Below are 22,147 nucleotides of genomic sequence, written 5' to 3'. Positions count from 1 at the left end.
GGGGGCCGGGCGGCGGGGGTCAGAGACCCTTGAGGACGGTCTCGAGCTGGCTCAGCACGTCGATCGAGGTGCCGTACCGGTCGGTGGTCGCGTAGGTGACCGGGACGACCTTTCCGGCCTTGACGGCCTTGAGGTTCTGCCAGGACGGCTGCCTGTCCAGGTCCTTGGTGTCCGCCGGGACCTCGCCGGTGGCGGCCAGCTTGGGGATCAGGATGATGTCGGCGTCCGCGAGCACGTCGAGCTTCTCGGTCGAGTAGGTGACCTCGTGCTCGGTCCCGTCGGCGGAGGCGGTCGAGAAGGTCGCGCCGGCGTCCTTGAGCACCCGGCCGACCCAGGAGCTGCTGGTGTCGACCAGGAACTCGCCACCGCCGTAGGAGGAGGCGAAGCTCCACTTCACGGTGTTGAGCTTGCCCGCGTAGTCGGCCTTGATCTTGGCGGCCTTGGCCTCGTAGTCACCCTTGAGCTTCTTGAACTCGGCGTCCCTGCCGACGGCGGTGGCGATCTTCTCCTGCGCGGTCAGCAGGTCGACCGGCTTGTCGACGCCGAAGTACAGGGTGGGCGCGATGCCTTCGAGCTTCTTGACGCCCCAGTCGAACGCGGTGGCGCCCTCGACGATGATCAGGTCGGGCTTGAGCGAGGCGACCTTCTCGATGTTGATCTCGATGCCGGAGCCGATCGGCTCGATCTTCGCCGCGGCGTCCTTCTGCGCGGGCAGCAGCTCGACCGGGTTGTTCTCGTCCAGGGTGCTGGTGCCGACCGGCTGCACGCCGAGGTCGAGCAGTGCGCCGGTGGCGTACGAGACGGTGACGATCCGCTTCACGTCGGCGGGCACCGTGATCTTCCCGTTGGTGGCCTCGATCACCTTCGGCGCGGACGGGGAGCTCTTCGCACCGTCGCCGGCCGCCTTGTCGCCGTCCGAACCGCAGGCGGTCAGCGTCAGCAGCGCGGCGGCCGACGCGACGGCGGCGAGTCTGCGGCTGCGGGTGGACAGGGCGTGGGTCTTCATGGTTCTCCTCAGCAGGGTGCGTTCAGGGGGTGGGCCGGGCGGGCCAGGTCAGTGGGTGGCCCGGAGGTGGGCCGACCAGGCGCGGATGGTGGGCGCGGGGCCGACCTCGGCGAGGTCGGCGAACTCGGCCGTGGCGCCGCGCGCCCGCCAGCGTTCGATCAGCGTCATCAGCCGGATCGAGTCCAGGCCGAGGTCGCGCAGGTCGTCGTCGTCCAGGATGTCCTCGGGACGCTCGCCGAGGATCTCGGCGAGGTCCGCGCGCAGGCTGTCCGGGTCGAGGCCGGGCGTGGGGTTCATCTCGGTTCGCTCCGTGGGGTGGTGAGGACGGGTCAGTTCGCGGCGAGGCCGGCGGCCTCGTCCAGCCGGAGCTCGTCACCGGTCAGCCGCAGCAGCAGGGAGTCGCAGATCTCGCCCGCCCGCACGGCCAGCGTGGAGAGCAGCGAGGAGGTGATGCCGTGGGTGTGCTCGGTGCCGCCCTGGAGGTAGACGCCGACGTCGATGTGATCGGCCGTCAGCAGCTGGTGGTCGCGCTCCACCCGCAGCCGGCCGGCCGCGTCGGTGACGCACGCGGCGGCCAGCTCGCCGAGCAGCTCGCGCGGGTCGACGTGGTCGTAGCCGGTGGCCAGCACGACCGCGTCGGACTCCAGCACCAGCTCCTCGCCGGTGGTGAGCGAGCGGACCAGCGCGCGGGCGCCGTCCTCGCCCGGCTCGACCCCGGTCAGGCGGCTGGCGTTGAGGATCCGCAGGCGCTCGGTGCCGGCCACCTTCTCCTGGTAGACCGTCCGGTACAGCTGCTCGATCAGGTCGCCGTCCACCACCGCGTAGTTGGTGTTGGCGTGCTGGCCGAGCAGGGTCCGCTTGGCCTCGTCCGGGGCGCCGAAGAACTCGTCCACGGCGGACGGGTCGAAGATCCGGTTGGCGAACGGGCTGTCGTCGGCCGGGCTGTAGCCGTAGCGGCCGACCACCGCGCAGATCTCGGCGTCCGGGAAGGTCCGGTACAGGTACTCCACCGCCTCGGCGGCGGACTGGCCGGCCCCGACCACGGTGAACCTGCGGTGGGGACGGTCCGTCAGGCGGGGCGCCCGGAACAGCAGGTCCCTGGTGTGCCAGACCCGCTCGCCCGCCTCGACGCCCGCCGGGAGCCGCGGCTTGAGGCCGGTACCGACCACCACGTTGCGGGCCCGGTGGGTCCGCCGGTCGGCCGGGTCGGTCACCGACTCCGAGACCACGTCCACCAGGGCGACCCGGCCGTCCCGCTCGACGGGGTGGACCGCCACCACCCGGCGGCCGTAGCCGGCCTGGTGGGTGAGCTGGGCCGCGCACCACTCGAGGTAGTCGTGGAACTCCAACCGGGTCGGGTAGAAGCTCTTCTGGTTGATGAAGTCGGCGAGCCGGCCGCGCTCCTGGAGGTACGTCAGGAAGGTGTAGCGGCTGCGCGGATCCCGCATCGTGACCAGGTCCTTGAGGAAGGAGACCTGCATGGTCGCCCCCTCCAGCAGCATGCCCCGGTGCCAGCCGAATCGTTCCTGCTGCTCCAGGAAGCGGACCTGGAGCGCCTGCGCCGGTCCGGTCCGGTTGTGCTCGTCGATCGCGATGGCCAGGGCCAGGTTCGCGGGGCCGAAGCCGATCCCGATCAGGTCGTCGACCTGGGCGGCCTCGTCGGCCCGATCGGCTGCGCTCTGTCCGAGCCCTCGCGACATGCTGGTCCTCCCGTTGACTGCTTGCTGGTTCGTGATCCGGCAGCCTCAACAAGGTAAGGCTTACCTAAGTTCTATCATGGGGGCGACGTAGTCAACTGACGTCCGCCTGCAGACCGATGCGATCGGCCTGCAGCGCACTCCGGGCGGGCCGGTCCGGGACCACCAACGTGCCGGTGCCACCCGGCCCGAAAGCCGCCAGCAGGGCGTGTCGGACCCGGCCGTCCAGCACCCGGGCGCTGCCGACCCCGGCCCGGACGGCCCGCAGGCAGCCCTCCATCTTCGGCAGCATCCCGCTCGTCAACACCGGCAGCAGAGCATCGAGTTCACTTGCCGTCAGACGGTCGATCAGAGAACCGGAGTCCGGCCAGTCGGCATACAGACCCTCGACATCGGTCAGCACCAGCAACCGGGCCGCCCCCAACTCGATCGCCAGCGCCGCAGCCGCCGTGTCCGCGTTCACGTTGTACACCTGACCGTCCACACCCCGCGCGATCGAGGAGATCACCGGAATCCGCCCGTCCGCGATCAACGCCCGCACCACACCCGCCTCGACACCGACCACATCACCCACCAGACCGATGTCCACCCGACGACCCTCCACCACCGCATACCGCTTCACCGCCGTCATGGTGCGCGCATCCTCACCCGTCATCCCCACCGCGAACGGACCGAAAGCATTGACCAGACCCACCAGCTCACGCTGCACCTGACCCGCCAACACCATCCGCACCACATCCATCACCTCCGGCGTGGTCACCCGCAGACCCGCCGCAAACGACGACTCCAACCCCAACCGGCCCAACTGGGCACTGATCTGCGGACCACCACCATGCACCACCACCGGACACACACCAGCCCGCCGCAACTCGACCACATCAGCCGCGAAAGCCGCCTTCAACCCACCGTCCACCATGGCGTTCCCACCGAACTTCACCACCACGATGCTGCCGCGCAGCTGCTCCAGCGACGACTGCGGCTCCAGCAAGCCACGAAGGCTCTTCAAAACTCCCCCAGCGTCGACAAGGATCGGCTCGATCGAGCCAGTAAGGCGAGCCTTACCTTACATATCCTTGGCCGACTCGTCACCTACCCGCCCCGCACTCACGTTCCGTCAGCGACTGCGGGGACCGGGGTGGGTGCGGGCGCGTCAGGCGGTCTGCGGGACGCGGGTGGGGAAGGGCCGTCCGTCGAGGGTCCGGTGCGGGTCGGCTGCGATGCCGAGGGCGGCGTACACGTGGGCGGCGACATCGGCGTGCCGGAGGCCGCCGGGCTGGACGTCGGGGGTGATGCCGGGAGTGATGTCGGGGCCGCTCGCGGCGATCCAGGCGGTGCGCTCCAGGCTGCTCGGACCGGGCGTCGGGGCGGTCGCGTACGGCGGCCGGCAGGTCGCCCAGCCGCCGGTCGGCGGTCTCGATCGCCCGTCGGTACTCGGCACCGCAGCCGAGGAAGTGGGCGGTCTCGTCGACGGCGCCGAGGTAGACGAAGGAGGCCGCCAGGTCCTCGCCGGAGCCGAGGATCCGGACGGCTTCGGCGGTCACGCTCCCGTCGCACTCCTCCCAGGCCGCAGGGGTGTCCGCCCGTGGGGCGAGGTAGGACAGCCGGCTCGGCGCGGCGAACACCGGGCCGCCCTGCCGGGCCAGGAACAGCGGCTCCCAGCCGCCGACCGCGAAGGTGCGCAGCCCGTGCCCGGCGGCCAGCCGGGCGGTGAAGTCGGGGAACACGTCGAGCCGGTTCCCGACGAAGTTGTTGCCCCCGGACACCGTGCTTGGCGACCCCGACCCCGGTCACCACGGTGGTCCAGCAGGGGCCCGACATGGTGGGCGTCACCTCGTCGACCTCGACCGGCGCCAGGAAACCCGCCCGGGCGACTGCGTCGAGGTGGGGAGTGTCCAACTGCGGCAGCAGGTCGAGGCGTACGCCGTCGATGCCGACGACCAGAACCCGGCGGGTCTCCGTACCGATTGTTCCTTCGTGTCACGGTGCCGGGCCGGCCGACCGGGTCAGGGAGCGACCCGGCGCAGTCGGATCAGGCGGCTGGCGTGGTCGCCGGGAGGCAACCGCAGCTCGAGACCGTACCGGGTCAAAACGACGCCACTGTGAACGATCCCCTCGTCCGGGTCGAGGTAGCGGGCGGTGGGGTCGAGGGCGGGCAGCACCAACGCGGGGGGCTGGTGTCCGAACCGGGTGACGGGGCGCCAGACCAGCACGGCGTGGTCGGCGCCGTCCTCGGAGGCGTGGTGCACGGCCGTCACACCGCCGCCGCCGGTCAGCCGGTGCTGCCGGCCGTGCTGGACCAGCGGGCGGATCTGCCTGTAGCGGGCCACCAGGGCGGCGGCCTCGGCGAGTTCGGCCTCGGACCAGCCGGTCAGGTCGCCGCCGAGGCCGAGCGCGCCGGCCATCGCGACGTGGAAGCGGAACCGGAGCGGGGTGGTGCGGCCGGTCGTGGTGTTGGGGCTGTCGGTGACCCAGGCGGCCATCACCTGGGCGGGGAAGAGCTGGCTGAAGCCGTGCTGGATGGCGATCCGGTCGACGGGGTCGGTGTTGTCGGAGGTCCAGATCTGGTCGGTGCGGGCCAGCACGGCGAGGTCGGCCCGGCCGCCGCCGCCGGCGCAGGCTTCGATCCGCAGGCCGGGGTGGTCGGCGCGGAGCCGGTCCATGATCCGGTGGACGGCGCGGGGGTGGTCGATCCACAGGCGGTCCGGGTCCGGGTGACCGGCCCAACCCGCCTCGGTGACCCCCCGGTTGGCGTCCCACTTGAGCCAGTCGACGTCGTGCTCGCGCACCAGCCGGTCCAGCGTCCGGTGGGCCCAGCCCTCGACCTCGGGGCGGCCGAAGTTCAGCATCAGCTGGTGCCGCAGCTCGGTGGCGTCCCGGGTGGGCGCGTGCACCACCCAGTCGGGGTGGGCGCGGTACAGGTCGCTGTCCCGGTTGACCATCTCCGGCTCCACCCAGAGGCCGAAGGCCATGCCCAGCCGGTGCACCTCGTCGGCCAGCGGGCGCAGCCCGTCGGGGAACGCCTCGGGGCGCGGCGTCCAGTCGCCGAGGCCGGACCGGTCGCTGGTCCGGCGGCCGAACCAGCCGTCGTCCAGGACGAACAGCTCGGCGCCCAGCCCTGCGGCCAGCCGGGCGAGCCGCAGTTGGCCCGCCTGGTCGACCTCGAAGCCGGTGGCCTCCCAGGAGTTGTAGACCACCGGCCGGTCCTGCTCGGGGGCGGGCAGCACGCAGCTGCGCAGGTGGGTGTGCCAGGCGCGGCTGGCGGCGCCGAAGCCGCCGGAGGTGTAGAGGCCGGCGAAGACGGGGGTGTGCAGGCTCTCGCCGGGCCGCAGGGTCCAGCGCACTCCCTCGTGGCCGAAGCCGCCGGTCCAGCCGGTCCGGCCGACCGGGTCGCGGTGCACGGTGATCCGCCAACTCCCGCTCCAGGCAAGGGCAGTGCTCCAGACCTCGCCGTGCTCCTCGTCGGCGGTGCCGTCGTCCAGGGCGAGCCAGGGGTTGGCGTGGTGGCTGGTGAGGCCGCGCCGGCTGGTGAGCACGGTCTCGGCGACCGGGAGCCGGTCCCGGTGCAGCTGGAACTCGCTGTTCCAGCCGCCCGCCAGGTGGCTCAGCCGGTAGTCGGGCCGGGCCGGGGCCGTCCAGGCCGCCGAGTCCAGCCGGTCGACGGTGATCGGGCCCGCGTCCGCCGTGCCGGTGTGGGTGAGCTCCGTCCAGCGCTCGATCACGTCGCTGCCGGGGCGGACCCGGTAACAGAGCCGGGCGGCCAACGGGTAGTGACGGTCGGTCAGTTGCAGCCGCAGTTCACCGTCCTGGAGCGTGTGCCCGGCGAAGTTCCACTGGGCGCCGGAGGTGCCGTCCGCGAACCGCACCTGGAGGCCGGCCGGGCCGAACCGCGCCCCGGTCTGCGGGGCCAGCTCGTCCGGCGCCGGGTCCGCCTCGAAGCTGCTCGCGGCGGGCGAGGCGGCCACGGTGAGGCCGGTCAGGGCCGCGGTGTCGAGCACCGCCCCCCAGTGCAGGTGCCGGGGGCTGCCGTCGACACCGACCCGCAGCGCGTAGGTGCTGTTCGGGGTGCGCAGGACGGCGAGACCGCGGGCGGCGTCGAAGGAGACGGCGGAGGACGTGGGCGGCACAGGAGGTCCCGGGGGTTCGGCGACGGCGGAGATCGTGCGCGGTGCGAACGGCTGCATGGCGAACGGCGGCCGGAGCATGGGGAGTTGGGCCAGAGCGTAGGTCCGGCCCGGAGGGAAATCAATACTGGACGAAGTTATTTATTTACCGGTAGGTTGCGGCCGTGTTTCCAAACCACTCGAGGCCGCTGGTCTCCGCACCGGCCGAAACCGCCATCCTCGCCCTGCTGTTGGCCGAGAGCCCGCTCAGCCGGGTCGAGCTGGCCCGCCGGACGGGGCTGTCCTCGACCGCCGTGACCAAGGCCGCCCGACCGCTCATCGACGACGGCTACCTGCACGAACTCCCGCCGGAGCGCACCGCCCCCGGGGCCGGACGCCCCGTCAACCCGCTCGCGGTCACTCCCGACCGGGAGTTCGTCCTCGGGGTGAAGATCAGTGCCGACACCCTGTTCGGCACGGTCTGCGACCTGCAGGCCCGGATGCGCACCACCGCGAGCCGCCCGCTGGGCGACCGCGACCCGGCCGCCGTGTGCGCGCTGCTGGCCGAGCTGGTCACCGAACTCCTCGACACCGAGCCCGAGTTCAGGGCCCGCACCCGGCACCTGGGGATCGCGGTCTCCGGCGACGTGGACCGCCTGAGGGGGCGGGTCTGCTACTCGGTGCTCCCCGGCTGGCAGGACGTGCCGCTGGCCGAGACGGTCGCCGCGGCGACCGGGCTGACCGTCACCGTGGAGAACGACGTCAAGGCGCTCACCAGCGCCGAGCACTGGTTCGGCGACGGCATCGGCACCGAGTACTTCGCCCTGGTCACCATCGGCGCCGGGATCGGCTCCGGGGTCGTCGTCAACGGTGACCTGGTCACCGGCGCGTACGGGGTGGCCGGCGAGATGGGGCACATCAGCATCGACCCGAACGGGCCGCGCTGCCACTGCGGCCAGGTCGGCTGCGTCGAGGCCGTCGCCTCCAGCGACGCCATCCTCGCCACCGTCCGGCGCGCCACCGGGCGTCCGGAGCTCGACTTCGACGGGGCCGTCCAGCTCGCCCGCGGCGGGGAGCCCGCCGCCCGCGCCGCGTTCGCCCGGGCCGGTCAGGCGATCGGCACCGGCATCGCCGTCCTGGTCAACCTGCTCGGCCCCGAACGCGTGGTGGTGACCGGTGAGGGGCTCGACACCTACGACCTCTTCGGCGTGCACATCAGGGAGGCCTACGCCGCGCACTGCTTCAAGGCGGCGGCGAAGTGCCCGCTGACCCTGCGTCCGCTCCCCTGGGAGGAGTGGGCCCGGGGGGCCGCCGTGGTCGGCATCCAGGCCCTCTTCCCCTGAGCCTCCGACTGGTCGCACGCCTACGGCGAGGCCGGCACCCGACAGCTTCCTGCTCGCCCTGCGGCACATCGTCGAGGGCATCGCCACCAGCGGCCTCAAGGGCTGAGCCCGGGCCGCTCCCCGACTCCGGACCACCGGTCCGGCCGGCACCACCCGAAGCTCCTCGGCCCCACCCCACCCCCTGGAGGGGAACAGCATGAGATCAGCCGACTCGGCCCCCGCCGTCCGAAGCCCCATCCTCCGAACGCTGGCCGCCGCCGCGGCCGCCCTGACCCTCGTCCTCGGCGGGGCGCCCGCCTCCGCCACCTCCGCTCCCGCCGCCGCCCCGGCCGGCCCGGCCGTGCTGACGGGGCCTCAACTGGCCGCCTCCTGGACCGGCCCGCTGAGCACCAGCGGCCGCTGGATCGTCGACGCGAACGGCAACCGCTTCAAGCTCAAGTCCGGCAACTGGGCCGGTGCCCAGGGCACCTGGCAGGGCAGCGGCGACGTCAACGACCCGGCCAACCACCAGGCGCGACAGCTGTCGAACAACATCCCGCTCGGCCTGGACCGGGCACCGCTGGCGACCATCCTGGCCGACTTCCACGCGCTGGGCCTCAACAGCATCCGCCTCCCGTACGCGAACGCGCTGGTCCACGACACCACCGTGGTGCCGGACTCCGCCGTCGCGGCCAACCCGCAACTCCGGGGCCGGACCCCGCTCCAGGTGTTCGACGCGGTGATCGCGGCCCTCACCGCCGACGGCTTCGCCGTCGTCCTGAACAACCACACCACCGGCTACCGGTTCTGCTGCGGCCTGGACGGCAGCGAGCGCTGGAACAGCGGCCAGTCCACCCAGCAGTGGATCGACGACTGGGTGTTCCTCGCCAAGCGCTACCAGGACAACAAGCGGGTGGTCGGCGCCGACCTGCGCAACGAGGTCCGCCGCGACACCTGGGACAACCCGAACTGGGGCTGGGGCGACTCCCACGACGAGTACGCCGCCTTCCAGGAGGCCGGCAACCGGATCCTCCAGGCCGTCCCGGACCTGCTCATCGTGATGGAGGGGATCAACTGGTACGGCATCCCGCTCGACGGCCTCGACTACGGCCGGCCGATGCTGACCCCGGTCCGCAATCTCTCCAACACCCTGATCCAGTCGAACAAGCTGGTCTACTCCGCCCACTTCTACGGCTACACCGGCCCCAACTACACCGGCGCCGCCAGCGGCCCGGGTCACACCAACGACTGGCCGTACGAGCGGTTCCCGCTCGACCAGCTCCGGCAACTCGTCCACGACGAGGCGCTGTTCGTCACCGAGGCGGGCCAGCACTTCACCGCGCCGGTGTGGATCAGCGAGTTCGGCGCGGCCGGCCGCGACGAGAGCGACCCGCTGGAGCAGACCTGGTGGGCCAACTTCACCGACATCCTGGTCGCCAACGACACCGACTTCGCGGTCTGGCCGCTGGTCGGCTGGACCGGCAACGACGGCAAGCCGCAGGACAGTTGGGCCCTGGTCAACTACGACACGGCCGGCCGGCGGCTCGGCCTGACCGACCCCGGCGACTGGCGCGCCACCGCCTGGAACAAGCTGGTCGACGCCCCGTCCCGGACCGGACGGATCGCCCGGTCCGACCGCTGGAACATGCTCGACCTCGACTTCGGCGACCAGAACCTCTCCCTCACCATGCGCGCCAAGGCGGACTGGGCCACCGGCTACCGCAAGGGCAACTGCCCGGACACCCAGCGCGTGGTCGCCCTCGCCCGCAGCTCCAACCGGGGCCTGTGCACCGACGCGAACCAGCCCGCCAAGGCCGCCGGCGACTGGATCGCGGTCAACGACGAGCGCTACGTCACGCACGGCGACTGGGCCCCGGGCTACAACAAGCTCCAGTGCCCCGACCACACCTTCGCGGTCGGCTACAGCGCGAGCGGCAACGCGATGGCCACCCTGCTGTGCGCCCCCGCCACCACCCCGCTGCCGCTGACCGGCCGCAACGTCTGGTTCGACCACGGCGACAACCGCCCCGGCACCGGCGGCTCCACCGCCAGTGACTGGGCACCCGGCCACTACAAGGGCCAGTGCGCCGACACCGAGTACCTGGCCGGCGTGGCCTTCACCTGGCGGTGGAACCACGGCGGGGTACCGGACGCCCTGCTCTGCCGTCCGCTGAGCTGAGCGGGCTCCGGCCGGAAGCAGGTCGCGGCCACTTGTCGACATAGCATCACTTCCCGGCTCCCGTACCCCTGTTACCACCATTCGTCGGCGCCCTCTACGCTCACGCGAGGGGCGAGCCGACCGAGGTGGCCGCACTGGGACGGGAGCCGGGCAGTGGACGTGGTGCGGGAGTCGGCCCAGGCCGGCCGGGTGGTGTTCTTCGAGGAGTCGGCGCGGGACGGGGCGCAGGCCAAGACCCTGATGGGCGCCGGCTTCCGGGTCCGGCTGGCCCGCAAGCAGGGGGCGGTGTTCGGTACCGACGGGCCCCGGCACGTGGTGTTCGCGGCGGGCTTCCCCTCCGTGTGCCGGCAGGAGTTCGAGGCGACCCGTCAGGTCGCACTGGAGGCCCAGGGTTCGGTGAGCCCGACGGCGATCTGCCGGGGCACCGTCCAGGACGTGCGGCTGGCGCTGAGCGCGGTCCGGGACGCGGCGCACGCACGGGTGATGGTGATCGTGGCGGCGTCCGAGGCGACCGCCCGCGCCCTGGTGCACGCCGACGCCCGGACGGCGCTGGCCGGTGGCCTGGAGGTGGTCAAGGAGGCCGTCGACCTCGCGGACGGCATCGCGGTGGACGTCTGCCTGGTGGACGCGCCCCGCGCGGACCACGCCCTGGTCGCCGAGTACGCGGGAGCGCTGACCGCGCACGGCGCGGGCACGATCGTGCTGGCCGACACCGTCGGGGACCTGATGCCGGGTCAGGCCCGGGCACTGTTCCGGCAGGTCGCGGCCGGGGCCGGACCGGACGCGGTGCTGGTCTCGCACCTGCACAACGACCTCGGGCTGGGGCTGGCCAACACCCTGGCCGCGCTGGAGAGCGGGGTCAGGGTGGCGGCCTGCTCCTGGCTGGGCATGGCCGAGCGCAGCGGCATGGTCGCCACCGAGCAACTGCTCTTCCTGCTCGCCCACGACCCGGCCAAGGCCGCCCAGGTCCTCGGGCCCGACTGCGAACCCTGGTGGACCGCACCGGACCTGACCCGGCTGCCCGGGATCGCCCGGATGGTGTCCGCCGAGACCGGCGTCCCGCTCACCGTGACCACCCCTGTCGTGGGCACCGGGGTCGCCAGCATCTCCACCGGCACCCCCTTCACCCACCCGCAGACCTTCCAGCCGTACGATCCGCAGCAGCACCTCGGCCTGGCCCCGACCGTGGTGCTGACGCACCTCGCCAGCCACCGCGTGCTGCGCGCGGTCGCCGAACGCCTCGGGTACACCCTGGACCAGGAGCTGACCCGGACCGCCCTGACCTGGGTCAAGGACCGCGCCTACCGGCGCGGCCAGGCCGTGGTCGCCGACGCGGACTTCGCCGCCTACCTCGACGGCCTCACCGCGCAGGCCGCCGGGACCACCTCATCCGCCCGCTGAACGGACCACCCCATGCCGGCCGCCTCCCCGCTCGACACCGGCCCCGCCGCCGACGCCCTGACCGCCGGACGAGCCGTCGTCCTGCCCAACCCCAGCCCGCTGACCTACGTGGTGGCCGCCACCGGCCCACTGACCGTCAACACCGCCAAGGCCCGGCCCGCCGACCAGGAGGTCGCGCTCTGGGTCCACGACGACACCACCTGGCGCGACCTCACCCCGGCGCTCGACCTGACACCCGCCGCGCTCGACACGGCGACCGCCCTGCTCCGGGTCGAACTGGTCACCCTGCTGGTCCCCGTCGGCGCCGCCACCCCGCCACCTGCCTGGGCCCGACCCGCCCTGCGCGACGGCCACCTGCTGCTCTTCGGCGCCCGCTGGCAGCCGCTGGCCCCGCTGCTGGCCCGCTTCCCCCGTCTGTACGTCAGCAGCGCCAACCGGACCGGGCAGGCCCCGGCGGCCACCGCCGCCCAAGCCACCGCGATGTTCGGCCCCGACGTCCCGGTCACCGACGGGGACGGCCTGCGCGACCTCGACGCCCCGCACGCCGCCACCACCATGCTGCGCATCGCCCCGGACGGCGCCCTGTCCCACGTCCGCCCCGGCGCCCAGGACCGGGCCCACGGAGCGGACCCCGGCCGCTACCTCGACCGGCTGCGCACTGCGGGAAGGTAGCCGTCCGGCCCGCGCCGGGTGGACCCGCCGACGAGGCGGTCCACCCGGCGCGGGCCGGACCCGGTGCGACGCGGTGTCAGCCGGTGAAGCCGGCGAACAGCTTGGAGAACTGGTACGGCGTCTGCGGCACGTTGGTGCACTTGGGCAGCGAGCCGGTGCAGGCGTTGGCGTCCCGGGTCATCTCCCAGAAGGCCAGCTCGCCCAGGTGGTTCTGCTGGGCGAAGGTGACCAGCTGCTGGGCGTCGGCCAGGCCGAACACCTCCGAGGCGGTGTCGTTCTGACCCAGCATCGGCGTCACCCCGACCGTGGCCCAGGCCTGAGCGGCCGTCAGGTTCGGCCAGACCTGCCGGACCTGCGCCTGGGTGGACTGCGCGGACTGGATCACGTACGCGCCCATCTTCCCGCTCGGGTTCGGCGCGGCCGAGTCGCCGAAGTCCATCGACATCGCGTTGACCACGTCCACCGCGAGACCCGCGTTCTTCGCGGACTGGAGCACGTAGACGCCGTCGGTGGTCAGACCGCTGGGCAGCACCGGCAGGGTCAGGCTGACCTTGAGGTCACGGCCCTTGGCCCGCTGCGCGGCCTGGACCTGCGCGACGGCCGCCGAGCGCCGGTCGACCGAGGCCCGCTCCACGACCGCGGTGCCCTCGATGTCGAAGTCGATCCGGTCCAGGCCGTAGACGTCGACGACCTTCTGGTACTGCGCCGCCAGCGCGGCGACGGTGGTGCAGGACTGCGCCAGCTCGGTGCCGTTGGCCCCGCCGAAGGAGGGCCGGACGGTGCCGCCCGCCGCGCGGAAGGCGTCCAGCTCCTCCTTGTACCAGCCGGTGGCCGGGTCGAAGGCGCCGAACCAGCTCGCGGTGCACGGCTGGCTGCCGTTGATCAGGAAGGCGAGCGAGAACTGCTTGAGGCCGCTCGCGGCGGCGAGCGCCGTCAGGCTCGGCGTCGGGTAGGCGCCCAGGTCGACGTACGGGGCCGAGGCACCCGGGGTGGTACCGCTGCCGGCCGTGGCCGACACCGTGGCCGAGACGGCCGACTCGTTGCCGGCGGCGTCGAAGGCGGAGACGCCGAGGACGTGGGTGCTGCCCTGGAGCAGTCCGGTCAGGTTCGCGGTGGTGCCCGTGGTGGTGGCCACCACCGCGCCGCCCTCCCGCAGGTGGTAGCCGGCCACGGCCTGGTTGTCGGTGGCGGCGTTCCAGGAGAGCGCGACGGTGCCGGGGCCGGTGCCGCTGACCTTCAGACCGGTGGGGACGGTCGGGGCGGCGGTGTCGGCGGGCAGGCCCTCGCACGGCTTGTTGTTGACCGTGCAGTTGGCGGGCGCGGTCTGGGCCGTGCTGCCGTTGGACACGTCGAACCCGACCACGGCAGCCGTGGCGCCGGGCGCCAGCGGACCGGCCCAGCTGGGCGGGGTGACCGTGTAGCGCCGGCCACCGGTGACGGCGGTGGAGGTCAGGGTGCCGTTCCAGGCACCGGTGACGGTCTCGCCGGTCGGCAGGTCGAAGGAGAGCGACCAGGTGCTGACGGTGGCGTTGGTGCGGTTGGTGACGGTGTATCCGGCCTCGAAACCGGTCTGCCAGTTGGAGGTGACCGCGTAGGTGGCGATCAGCCCGGTCAGGCCGGTGTCGGCGGACGCCCCGCCGGCGGAGAGCGGAACGGCGGTCAGGGCTGCGGCCGTGACGGCGGCAAGGGGCAAGGCGACGCGCCTCATGGGCGAGCTCTCCTCGGCTGTGGGGCGGCGCGGCGGACCGCGCCGCCGAGGTGTGTGGGGGAAGCAACCGCGCGGCCTCCACAAGATGGTCCAGACCATTGGGGGCCGTCAATAGGAAAGCTTCTTGATAACCGAAGCTTTGCCCGCCTTCCAGGCCGGTCCGCCCCGTTGGGGGTCCCCCGCTTGAACAGCCCTTACGGCCCGGTTAAGCCGCAGTTGAGAATGCCCTTTCCCCCACACCCGCATGACCGACCGTCAGCCGCCCGACCGCTCCCGGGCCGGAACACCCCGTCCGGTGACGGTGGCGACGACCCGCTCCAGCAGGTCCGGATCGGCCGCGCCGCCACCGCGCCAGGCGATGAAGCCGTCCGGCCGCACCAGCAGGGCGTCGGTGGGCCCGAGGCCCATCGAGGAGGAGGTCTGCGCGTCGAGCGGGACGGTACGCAGGTCGATGCCCCGGGCGCCGCCGGCCGCGCGGGCCGCATCCTCCCAGCCCCGTCCGGCCGGGCCGGTCAGCAGCGCGAAGCGGGAGTCGTTGAGGTACAGGGTCGAGTCGTCGGGGCCGTCGCCGAGCCGCCGGTGCGGAACCAGCGAGCCGGGCGCCGCGTCGCGGGCGGCGCCGACGTCCTCGGTGGAGGGCAGGTCGGCGACCGGGTCGACGACCGCGCGGGAGGCGTAGCGGTAGGCGGTGGTCACCAGCGGCGCGTTCCACGCACCGGCGGCGGCCCGCTCCCGCACCGCCGACGGGTCCCAGTGCAGGCGCGGGGTGTCCCAACGCAACAGGGCCTGCCGGGTGACCAGTTCGGACACCGCGCGGCGTTCGTCGTGGTAGCTGTCCAGCAGCGGGTCACCGGCCTGTCCGGCCAGCACCATGGCCAGCTTCCAGGCGAGGTTGTGCGCGTCCGCCAGCCCGGTGTTGAGGCCGAAGGCGCCGAGCGGGGAGATGGCCCGCGCCGCGTCGCCCACCAGGAACGCGCGGTCCACCCGGAACCGGTCCGCCAGCCGTACGGTCGCCCGCCAGGGCAGCGCGGCGAGCACCCGGACCGGCACGTCGTCCACCCCGATCGCCGTCCGGACCGCGGCCGCGCAGCGCTCGTCCGACAGCACGTCCTCGCCCGGCGGCACGACCACGTGCAGCACCCAGCGCCGTTCGCCCACCGCCAGCAGCATGCCGGGGGCCTCGGGGTGCTGAATCTCCGTCATGCTCGGCATCGAGCCGAAACGGCCGACCAGGTCGGCTTCGAAGAGGATGTTCATGGTGGTCCGGCCGATCTCCCCCGGGCCGGTGGTGCCCACACCCAGCGCCGTGCGCACGGAGCTGTTCACCCCGTCGGCACCCACCAGGTAGTCGGCGCGGACCGTGCGCCCGTCGGCGAGCGTCACCGAGACGCCCTGCCCGTCCTGGTCGATCCCGGTCACCTCGGCACCGAACTCGACCCTCGCGCCCCGGGCCCGGGCGGCCGGCAGCAGGAAGGCGTCCAGCCGGTCCTGCGGGTAGTGCCCGCTCGGCCGCTCCGGGGAGTGGGCGAAGGCGGCGGCCGGCGGCCCCGCCGGGGGCGCCCCGGTGCGGTCGATCTCGGCGACGGTGCGGGCGTCCGCCTTCCGCAGCTCGGCCGACCGCACCGCGACGGCGTCCAGCTCCGCCCGCAGTCCGACCTCCGCGAAGAGCTCCAGGGTGCGCGTGCTGATGCCCAGGGCACGTGGGTGGCCGGACGGGGCGGCGCGGCGTTCGAGCACCAGGGACGGCACCGCGTGGTGGGCGAGGAACACCGCCGTGGCGAGCCCGACGGTGCCGCCGCCCACGATGACGACCGGTGTCCTGAGTGTTTCGGCAGACATGGAAACCCCCTTCTTGGGAACATCGTTCCCGCTTCTGGGAACACTGTAGCCGACCGAATACACTGTTCCCATGCCTTCCCCCCAACAGCCCGCGACCCTGGTCTGGATGCGCGACCGCGCACGCGTCGGCCGCCCCGCCCTCAGCGAGGAGAAGATCGTGCGCGCCGCGATCCACCTCGCCGACACGGAGGGCCTCGACGCCCTGACCATGCGGCGGATCGCCACCGAGGTGGGCACCGGGACCACGTCGCTCTACCGGCACATCACCGGCCGGGACGAACTGGTCGAGCTGATGGTCGACGCCGTGTACGACGACGAACCGCTCCCGCAGCCGACGGCCGAGGCAGCCGACTGGCGCGAGCAACTGGCCACCATCGCAAGGGACTTCCGCGCCTCGCTGCTCCGGCACCCGTGGCTCGCTCAGCAGGCCAGCCAACGCCCGGCACTCGGCCCCAACGTCATCGCGCGCGCCGACCACGCGCTGGGCGTGGCCGGGCGGGCCACCGACGACCCCACCCGGGCCTCGATGGTGGTCGACACCCTCAACACCTACGTCCTGGGGGCCGTCGGCACCGAACTCGCCGAGCTGCAGGCGCAGCGCAGCACCGGCCTGACCAAGAAGGAGTGGCGCACGTCGGTCGGCGCCTACGTCCGCCAGGTCGTCGACTCGGGGCGGCACCCGCACTTCAACCGCCGGATCCTGGAGGCGGGCCACCCCGACGCCGAGGCCCGGTTCGAGTTCGGCCTCGGCTGTCTCCTGGACGGCCTCTCCCGCGCCCTCGGCGACCCGGCCTGACGCTCGGCACCCGACCGGGGTGCGGTCAGGTCTGCCGCGAGGACTTGAGGTGTGCGAAGACCACCACGTTGTCCGTGTAGTCCTTGCGCTGCCGGTCGTACGCGCCGCCGCAGGTGATCAGGCGGAGCTGCGCCGCGTCGGTGTCCGCGTACACCTGTTCGTCCGGAAAGCGGTCCTTGGGGAAGGTCTGGACGGAGTCGACCGCGAAGGTGGCGACGATGCCGTCCTCGCGGGTGATGTCGACCGTGCTCCCCGGGGTCAGCAGATGCAGCATCAGGAAGACCGCCGGGCCGGTGGTGGTGTCCACGTGACCGGCCACCACCGCGCTGCCGCGCTCGCCGGGGGCGGCGCCGTCCCGGTACCACCCGACCAGGTTGCGGTTGTCCTTGGCCGGGGCCTCCAGCGCGCCGGCGTGGTCCAGGCCCAGTTCGACGAACGGCGCCTCCACGAAGAGCTGGGGGATCCACAGCTTGACCGGACGGGAGCGGGGCAGCGTGGGAGCCGCCGGGACCGCAGCGGACGACGGTCGGTCCCCGGGAGTGGCGGCCGGGGCGGCGGCAGCCACCTGACGGGGCGTCACGGGGCTGGTGTCCACGGACTGGTACATCACCAGGAGCCCGAGGGCGGCCGCGGCCATCGCCCACCGGAAGGGCCTGAGGCTCCCCTCGGCGGTGGCCGGAGGATCGGTGGCGGGTCCGCCGCTCGGCGCTGTCTGACGGCCCATCGGGCCGGCTCCTCTCTCGGGGCGTGCGGTGGTCCGGGCTCCCCGGGGCCCCGTCGTGGCCGCTGCCCGGGGCGGCGGCCACGACACGAGGCTGCGGGCGGGCCAGGTCAGGCCGGGCCGCTCCCGGAGGTGCGGCGCCGCAGGGTGTAGGCGCCGATGCCGAGACCGCCGGCCAGCAGCACGGCGCCCGAGGCCAGGCCGCCACCGGAGACGGCGAGCCCGCCGCCACCGGTGTGCACGCCGCCGTGCGGCTTCTGGGCGTGCTGCGAGGACGACTCCGGCTCGGGCTTCTTCTCGGGGGCGGGCGGCTGGTCGGTCGCCGCCTTCTTCCCCTCCGGAGCGGCCGGAGCCTCCTGCCAGACCTTCTGGTCGTCGACGGCACGGGGCTGCTGCTGGGCGGTCCGGCCGTTGGGGGTTCCGGGGACGGTCTCCGCCTGGGCGGTGGGAGCGCCGAGGACGAGAATGGCGGCGGTGGCCGCTCCGGCGAGCAAAGCGCATTCAGAACGCATGGGGACTGGATCCTTCCGGCGCCTACCCAAGAGCAGCCGACACTTCGTCGACGAACGAGCCCATGGTGCGCCTCACTCACCGTCAGTTGCCGATCCGCGGAACGCCACTGGGAGGGTCATCCGGGTGAGGGAGGCTGGACCGTTCGAGTGCCGGGCTCCGCCGTTGGGACGGGTGCCGCTCCCCCGGGTGGAGCGCTCGGCCGCGCCGTCCCAGGACTTCCGTGCGACAGATGGAACATGCTGTCGCACCGTCAGATCATCAGCCGCAGAAAGCTTCTGTCCGTCGCCGGAGTGACCCTCCTGACCGTCGGAGCCTGCGGCGCACCACTCGTCGGCTCCGGAGACGCGGGCCCCGCCTCCCCGGCCTCCTCCACCCCCGCCGCCGTACCTTCGCCGTCGGCCGCCCCGGAGCCGGCTCCCGTCCTCAGCCCGGCCAAGCCGGTGCCGCGGGCGGTCGACGACCCGGTGTACGAACTCCCGTCCACCGACAAGCTGGTGGCGCTGACGCTCGACGACGGCCCCGATCCCACCCACACACCCGCGGTGCTGGCCCTGCTGCGCAAGTACGGGATCCGGGCCACCTTCTTCCTGGTCGGCGAGAACGCCGCCGACCAGCCCGGCCTGGTCCGCGAGATCGCGGCCGAGGGGCACCACCTGGCGAACCACACCTGGACCCACCCCGACCTGCGCCGGCTCTCGGAGGCCCAGGTCCGGGACGAGCTGGCGCGCACCTCCGACGTCCTCCAGGCCGCCGCCGGGAAGCCCCCGACCTGGTTCCGGGCCCCCGGCGGGGACTGGTCACCCGTCGCCCTGCGGACCAGCTCGGACCTGGGCATGCGCCCGATGGGCTGGTCCGTGGACCCCCGCGACTGGGCCAGGCCCGGCACCTCGCTGATCACCGACCGGGTGCTGAAGGCGGTCCGGCCCGGCTCGATCGTGCTCAACCACGACGGCGGCGGCGACCGCTCGCAGACCATCGCGGCGCTGCGGGCCTACCTGCCGGTGCTGATCGACGACGGCTACGGGTTCACGGCTCCGCGCTGAGGCGCCGTCGCGTGCTCCCGGTGCCGAGAGTGCGCTCCGCCGTCCGGGCCAGGCCGCCCCGGGCGGCGCCGCGGTGGCGCTCGGCTCGGACCGAGCGCCACCGTAACGTCAGGAACCCAGCCGGAGCAGCGACTTGAGGACCTGGTCGAGCACCGCGGCCGGGTCCGGCAGCGGACCCTCGGCCCGCCAGGCCACGAATCCGTCCGGCCGGACCAGCACCGCGCCCCCGGCGTTCACGCCGTACGCCGCCGCCCAGTCGGCGCCGGGTTCGGGCGCCAGCTCGTGCGCCGGGTCGGTGCCGATCCGGTACGCCGCCAGCGGGACCCCGAGCCGCTCGGCGGCCCGCTGTGCCGCCAGGTACCAGGGCTCGCCCTCGGGCCCGGTCAGCAGGGTCGGCGAGGTCTCGAAGAGGTCCAGGGTGGAGAGCCGGACGCCCGCCCGGTGCACCCAGACGTGCGGGGCGCGGCTGCCGGGCTCGCCCACCGCCTCGAACCGCTCCGGTACGGCCGGGCCGGTCGGGTCGGTCCCGACCACCGCACCGACCGGGTAGCGGTAACCGAGCGCCACGGCCAGCACGTTGGCCTGCCGTCCGGTGCCCGGCGCCGCCTCGTAGCCGGGGTGCCGGTGCTCGGCGGAGCGCGCGGAGGCCCGGGCGCTGGTGGCGCGCGCCACCGGCTGCCGCTCCTCGCCGTAGGTGTCCAGCAGCGCGGGCCCGGCCCAGCCGCCCAGCACGGCGGCCAGCTTCCAGGCCAGGTTGTGGGCGTCCTGGATACCGGTGTTGGAGCCGAACGCCCCGGTCGGCGACATCTCGTGCGCGGAGTCGCCGGCGAGGAAGACCCGGCCGGCGCCGTAGCGTTCGGCGACCCGCTCGGCGGCATGCCAGGGGGCCTTGCCGGTGATCTCGACCTCCAGGTCGGGCACCCCGACGGCCGCCCTGATGTGGGCGACGCAGCGCTCGTCGGTGAAGTCCTCCAGGGTCTCGCCCTGCTCGGGGTGCCAGGGGGCGTGGAAGACCCACTGCTCCTGGTTGTCCACCGGCAGCAGAGCGCCGGGTCCTTGAGGCGTGGTCAGGTAGCAGGCGATGAACCGTCGTTCGCCGACCACGTCGGCGATCCGCTTCGCCCGGAAGGTGATGCTGACGTTGTGGAACAGGTCGCCGGGCCCGGCCTGGCCGATGCCGAGCCGTTCCCGGACCGGGCTGCGCGGCCCGTCGGCGGCGACCAGGTAGTCGGCCCGAACGGTCCGCCGCTCGCCGCTCCCCCGGTCCCGGAGCACGGCCGTCACCCCGTCGGCGTCCTGCTCGAAGTCGACCAGTTCGGTGCCGAACCGCAACTCCCCGGTGAGTTGGCGGGCCTGTCGCAGCAGGACCGGCTCCAGGTCGTTCTGGCTGCACAGGCACCAGCCGGACGGGCTGAACCTGGCCAGCCCGCCGCCCGGGTCGATCTCCTTGAACAGCCACTCCTGGTCCAGCCCGGCGAGCGTGTCGGCCTGCAGGATGCCGTGGTTGTCGGCCAGCACCGAGGCGGCCTCGCGGATCGACTGTTCGACCCCCGCCACCCGGAACAGCTCCATCGTCCGGACGTTGTTGCCGCGTCCGCGCGGGTGGTGCGAGGTGTCCGCGTGCTTCTCGACCAGCAGGTGTCCGACACCCAGCCGGCCGAGGAACAGCGAGGCGGACAGCCCCACCAGGGAACCGCCCACGATGAGGACCGGTACCCGGTCCTCGGCCTTCGAGTTCATCAATCGCTCCTGTCGGTTCGGGGCGCGCGGCGCGTCGGAGCCGTCGCCGCGATCGGTGGGCCCGCCTCCAGCCTCGGGTGCGGAACGGATTGATGCCCGGTCAGGGATGACATGTCCCGGCGTTTTTCGCTCAGATGGCTTCCAGCCCTCGCGCCGCGCGGACAGGCGAACCACGATCGACCTCGGGCCTCCAGGAGCGAGACCGCCGGAAGCGAGCACGGGCAGTCGCCCGACCCGGTGGCGCCGGACGAGGGGTCAGCGGCGAGCAGACGGCAGCCGCGGCCGGGGACTGTTCACCCCTCAAGGAGAAGCGGAACATGACGACTCTGACCCAACCCGTGTCGCGCCGTCCGGCGCTGAGCACCCCCCGGCTCCGGGTGGTGCTGCTGTGCGACATCCAGGACGGCGCACAACAGCGCTTCCTGGAGGCGTACGAGCAGCTGCGCCACCAGGTGGCCTCGGTCCCGGGCCATGTCAGCGACCAGCTGTGCCAGTCCATCGAGGACCCGGCGCAGTGGCTGATCACCAGCGAGTGGGAGAGCGCCCGGCCCTTCCTGGCGTGGGTGGACAGCGAGGCGCACCGCGAGATGGTGCGCCCCCTGCACGGGTGCGTGCGGGACACCCGTTCGCTGCGCTTCAGCATCATGCGGGAGACCGCCGGGTCGGAGACCTTCGACGGACCGGCACCGGTCACCGACGGCACCGTCCGGCACGCCCTCACCTTCACGGTGAAGCCCGGCAGCGAACGCACCGTGGCCGGGATCCTGGCGGGCTACGCCTCGCCCGCCGCCCGGGTAGACGAGCGCACCCGGCTCTGCCGGACCTCGCTCTTCATGCGCGGCAACCGGGTGGTGCGGTCCGTCGAGGTGGCCGGCGACCTCGCCGCCGCCCTGCGCCACGTGGCGCGGCAGCCCGAGGTCAGGGCGGTCGAGGAGGCGATCAACCCGTACCTCGAGGAGGCCCGGGACCTCACCGACGCGGAGTCCGCGCGGTCGTTCTTCATCCGGGCGGCGCTGCCCGCGGTCCACCATGTGGCGGCGCCCGGGATGCCGTCGGCCGGGGTCGCCCGGCACGCTCTGAGCTATCCGGTCCGGCCCGGCTGCGGTGCGGCGGTCGCCGCCCTGCTGGCCCGTCAGGACCGGCTCGCCACCGAGGACCCGGCGAGCCCGCTGGTGGCGAGCACCGTCTTCCAGCGCGAGGACACCGTGGTCCGGGTGGTGGACCTGACGGCCGCTCCGGAGTCGGTGCCCGGCCTGGCGCTCGGCGTGGTCGGCCCCCGTGCCGCGGGCGTGCTCAGCCGCCTGGTCGACCTCGGCGGTCACGACCTGCGGGTCGGCGCGGAGCTCGGCCGGTTCCTCGACGAGTGCCGGATGTCGCTCGTCACGGACCGTCGCGCCACGGACTCCTGAC

At 73.3% G+C, this 22,147-nt stretch carries 18 protein-coding genes and 1 pseudogene; 7 read left to right on the top strand and 12 right to left on the bottom strand.

Annotated elements, in window-relative coordinates; all coding sequences use genetic code 11:
* Window positions 1–19: 19 nt before the first annotated feature.
* From OHV05_RS31070 to OHV05_RS31040, 7 genes and pseudogenes are all read right to left on the bottom strand, one after another.
* Window positions 20–1,006, bottom strand: coding sequence for an ABC transporter substrate-binding protein (locus OHV05_RS31070; protein WP_405020633.1), 987 nt, complete (start codon window positions 1,004–1,006; stop codon window positions 20–22).
* A 48-nt stretch (window positions 1,007–1,054) separates the two neighbouring features.
* Window positions 1,055–1,303, bottom strand: a complete 249-nt coding sequence (locus tag OHV05_RS31065; RefSeq protein WP_405020632.1) for a phosphopantetheine-binding protein — start codon at window positions 1,301–1,303, stop codon at window positions 1,055–1,057.
* Between the two features lie 32 nt (window positions 1,304–1,335).
* On the bottom strand, window positions 1,336–2,706 hold the full coding sequence (locus tag OHV05_RS31060; protein WP_405020631.1) for a lysine N(6)-hydroxylase/L-ornithine N(5)-oxygenase family protein: 1,371 nt from the start codon (window positions 2,704–2,706) through the stop codon (window positions 1,336–1,338).
* A 91-nt stretch (window positions 2,707–2,797) separates the two neighbouring features.
* A complete protein-coding gene (gene argB, locus OHV05_RS31055; protein ID WP_405020630.1) occupies window positions 2,798–3,691 on the bottom strand; it encodes an acetylglutamate kinase in 894 nt (297 codons plus the stop codon).
* 162 nt (window positions 3,692–3,853) lie between these two features.
* On the bottom strand, window positions 3,854–4,141 hold the full coding sequence (locus OHV05_RS31050) for a hypothetical protein (RefSeq protein ID WP_405020629.1): 288 nt from the start codon (window positions 4,139–4,141) through the stop codon (window positions 3,854–3,856).
* A 362-nt stretch (window positions 4,142–4,503) separates the two neighbouring features.
* A pseudogene (locus OHV05_RS31045) lies at window positions 4,504–4,599 on the bottom strand (hypothetical protein); the annotation flags it as partial.
* Window positions 4,600–4,706: 107 nt separating this feature from the next.
* Complete coding sequence (locus OHV05_RS31040; RefSeq protein ID WP_405020628.1) at window positions 4,707–6,827, bottom strand: alpha-galactosidase; 2,121 nt, start codon at window positions 6,825–6,827, stop codon at window positions 4,707–4,709.
* 161 nt (window positions 6,828–6,988) lie between these two features.
* On the opposite strand from OHV05_RS31040, the gene OHV05_RS31035 reads away from it, so the two are divergent.
* From OHV05_RS31035 to OHV05_RS31020, 4 genes are all read left to right on the top strand, one after another.
* Window positions 6,989–8,146: an ROK family protein gene (locus OHV05_RS31035; RefSeq protein WP_405020627.1), complete on the top strand. Its 1,158-nt coding sequence runs from the start codon at window positions 6,989–6,991 to the stop codon at window positions 8,144–8,146.
* A 196-nt stretch (window positions 8,147–8,342) separates the two neighbouring features.
* Window positions 8,343–10,304, top strand: a complete 1,962-nt coding sequence (locus tag OHV05_RS31030) for a glycoside hydrolase family 5 protein (protein WP_405020626.1) — start codon at window positions 8,343–8,345, stop codon at window positions 10,302–10,304.
* Between the two features lie 153 nt (window positions 10,305–10,457).
* Window positions 10,458–11,705 carry a 2-isopropylmalate synthase gene (locus OHV05_RS31025; protein WP_405020625.1) on the top strand — a complete coding sequence of 416 codons (1,248 nt, stop codon included), beginning with the start codon at window positions 10,458–10,460 and terminating at the stop codon, window positions 11,703–11,705.
* A 12-nt stretch (window positions 11,706–11,717) separates the two neighbouring features.
* Window positions 11,718–12,377 (top strand): hypothetical protein, encoded by a 660-nt coding sequence (locus OHV05_RS31020; protein ID WP_405020624.1) that lies wholly within the window; start codon window positions 11,718–11,720, stop codon window positions 12,375–12,377.
* Between the two features lie 76 nt (window positions 12,378–12,453).
* On the opposite strand, the gene OHV05_RS31015 is transcribed toward OHV05_RS31020, so the two are convergent.
* A complete protein-coding gene (locus OHV05_RS31015) occupies window positions 12,454–14,085 on the bottom strand; it encodes a cellulose binding domain-containing protein (protein ID WP_405020623.1) in 1,632 nt (543 codons plus the stop codon).
* Window positions 14,086–14,340: 255 nt separating this feature from the next.
* Window positions 14,341–15,924, bottom strand: coding sequence for an FAD-dependent monooxygenase (locus OHV05_RS31010; RefSeq protein ID WP_405020622.1), 1,584 nt, complete (start codon window positions 15,922–15,924; stop codon window positions 14,341–14,343).
* A gap of 70 nt (window positions 15,925–15,994) precedes the next feature.
* Here OHV05_RS31010 and OHV05_RS31005 point away from each other — a divergent pair, with 70 nt between their 5' ends.
* On the top strand, window positions 15,995–16,720 hold the full coding sequence (locus tag OHV05_RS31005) for a TetR/AcrR family transcriptional regulator (protein ID WP_405020621.1): 726 nt from the start codon (window positions 15,995–15,997) through the stop codon (window positions 16,718–16,720).
* Window positions 16,721–16,745: 25 nt separating this feature from the next.
* On the opposite strand, the gene OHV05_RS31000 is transcribed toward OHV05_RS31005, so the two are convergent.
* Window positions 16,746–17,444, bottom strand: coding sequence for a class F sortase (locus OHV05_RS31000; protein WP_405020620.1), 699 nt, complete (start codon window positions 17,442–17,444; stop codon window positions 16,746–16,748).
* A 107-nt stretch (window positions 17,445–17,551) separates the two neighbouring features.
* The gene (locus tag OHV05_RS30995; RefSeq protein WP_405020619.1) at window positions 17,552–17,953 is read right to left on the bottom strand and encodes a hypothetical protein; all 402 of its coding nucleotides are present in this window, start codon (window positions 17,951–17,953) and stop codon (window positions 17,552–17,554) included.
* Between the two features lie 291 nt (window positions 17,954–18,244).
* On the opposite strand from OHV05_RS30995, the gene OHV05_RS30990 reads away from it, so the two are divergent.
* On the top strand, window positions 18,245–18,997 hold the full coding sequence (locus OHV05_RS30990; RefSeq protein WP_405020618.1) for a polysaccharide deacetylase family protein: 753 nt from the start codon (window positions 18,245–18,247) through the stop codon (window positions 18,995–18,997).
* Between the two features lie 108 nt (window positions 18,998–19,105).
* On the opposite strand, the gene OHV05_RS30985 is transcribed toward OHV05_RS30990, so the two are convergent.
* Window positions 19,106–20,737 (bottom strand): FAD-dependent oxidoreductase, encoded by a 1,632-nt coding sequence (locus OHV05_RS30985; protein WP_405020617.1) that lies wholly within the window; start codon window positions 20,735–20,737, stop codon window positions 19,106–19,108.
* Between the two features lie 317 nt (window positions 20,738–21,054).
* Here OHV05_RS30985 and OHV05_RS30980 point away from each other — a divergent pair, with 317 nt between their 5' ends.
* On the top strand, window positions 21,055–22,146 hold the full coding sequence (locus tag OHV05_RS30980) for a SchA/CurD-like domain-containing protein (protein ID WP_405020616.1): 1,092 nt from the start codon (window positions 21,055–21,057) through the stop codon (window positions 22,144–22,146).
* The last annotated feature ends 1 nt before the right edge of the window (window position 22,147 follow it).

Source organism: Kitasatospora sp. NBC_00070, from assembly GCF_045041205.1.
Classification (GTDB): domain Bacteria; phylum Actinomycetota; class Actinomycetes; order Streptomycetales; family Streptomycetaceae; genus Kitasatospora.
This window is presented reverse-complemented; position numbering and strand designations above follow the sequence as displayed.

What these genes read in the sequence shown, in the direction of transcription:
- OHV05_RS31070 (WP_405020633.1), bottom strand. Translation starts at nt 1,006, where the DNA reads ATGAAGACCCACGCCCTGTCCACCCGCAGCCGCAGACTCGCCGCCGTC.
- OHV05_RS31065 (WP_405020632.1), bottom strand. Translation starts at nt 1,303, where the DNA reads ATGAACCCCACGCCCGGCCTCGACCCGGACAGCCTGCGCGCGGACCTC.
- OHV05_RS31060 (WP_405020631.1), bottom strand. Translation starts at nt 2,706, where the DNA reads ATGTCGCGAGGGCTCGGACAGAGCGCAGCCGATCGGGCCGACGAGGCC.
- OHV05_RS31030 (WP_405020626.1), top strand. Translation starts at nt 8,343, where the DNA reads ATGAGATCAGCCGACTCGGCCCCCGCCGTCCGAAGCCCCATCCTCCGA.
- OHV05_RS31020 (WP_405020624.1), top strand. Translation starts at nt 11,718, where the DNA reads ATGCCGGCCGCCTCCCCGCTCGACACCGGCCCCGCCGCCGACGCCCTG.
- OHV05_RS31015 (WP_405020623.1), bottom strand. Translation starts at nt 14,085, where the DNA reads ATGAGGCGCGTCGCCTTGCCCCTTGCCGCCGTCACGGCCGCAGCCCTG.
- OHV05_RS31010 (WP_405020622.1), bottom strand. Translation starts at nt 15,924, where the DNA reads ATGTCTGCCGAAACACTCAGGACACCGGTCGTCATCGTGGGCGGCGGC.
- OHV05_RS31005 (WP_405020621.1), top strand. Translation starts at nt 15,995, where the DNA reads ATGCCTTCCCCCCAACAGCCCGCGACCCTGGTCTGGATGCGCGACCGC.
- OHV05_RS31000 (WP_405020620.1), bottom strand. Translation starts at nt 17,444, where the DNA reads ATGGGCCGTCAGACAGCGCCGAGCGGCGGACCCGCCACCGATCCTCCG.
- OHV05_RS30995 (WP_405020619.1), bottom strand. Translation starts at nt 17,953, where the DNA reads ATGCGTTCTGAATGCGCTTTGCTCGCCGGAGCGGCCACCGCCGCCATT.
- OHV05_RS30985 (WP_405020617.1), bottom strand. Translation starts at nt 20,737, where the DNA reads ATGAACTCGAAGGCCGAGGACCGGGTACCGGTCCTCATCGTGGGCGGT.
- OHV05_RS30980 (WP_405020616.1), top strand. Translation starts at nt 21,055, where the DNA reads ATGACGACTCTGACCCAACCCGTGTCGCGCCGTCCGGCGCTGAGCACC.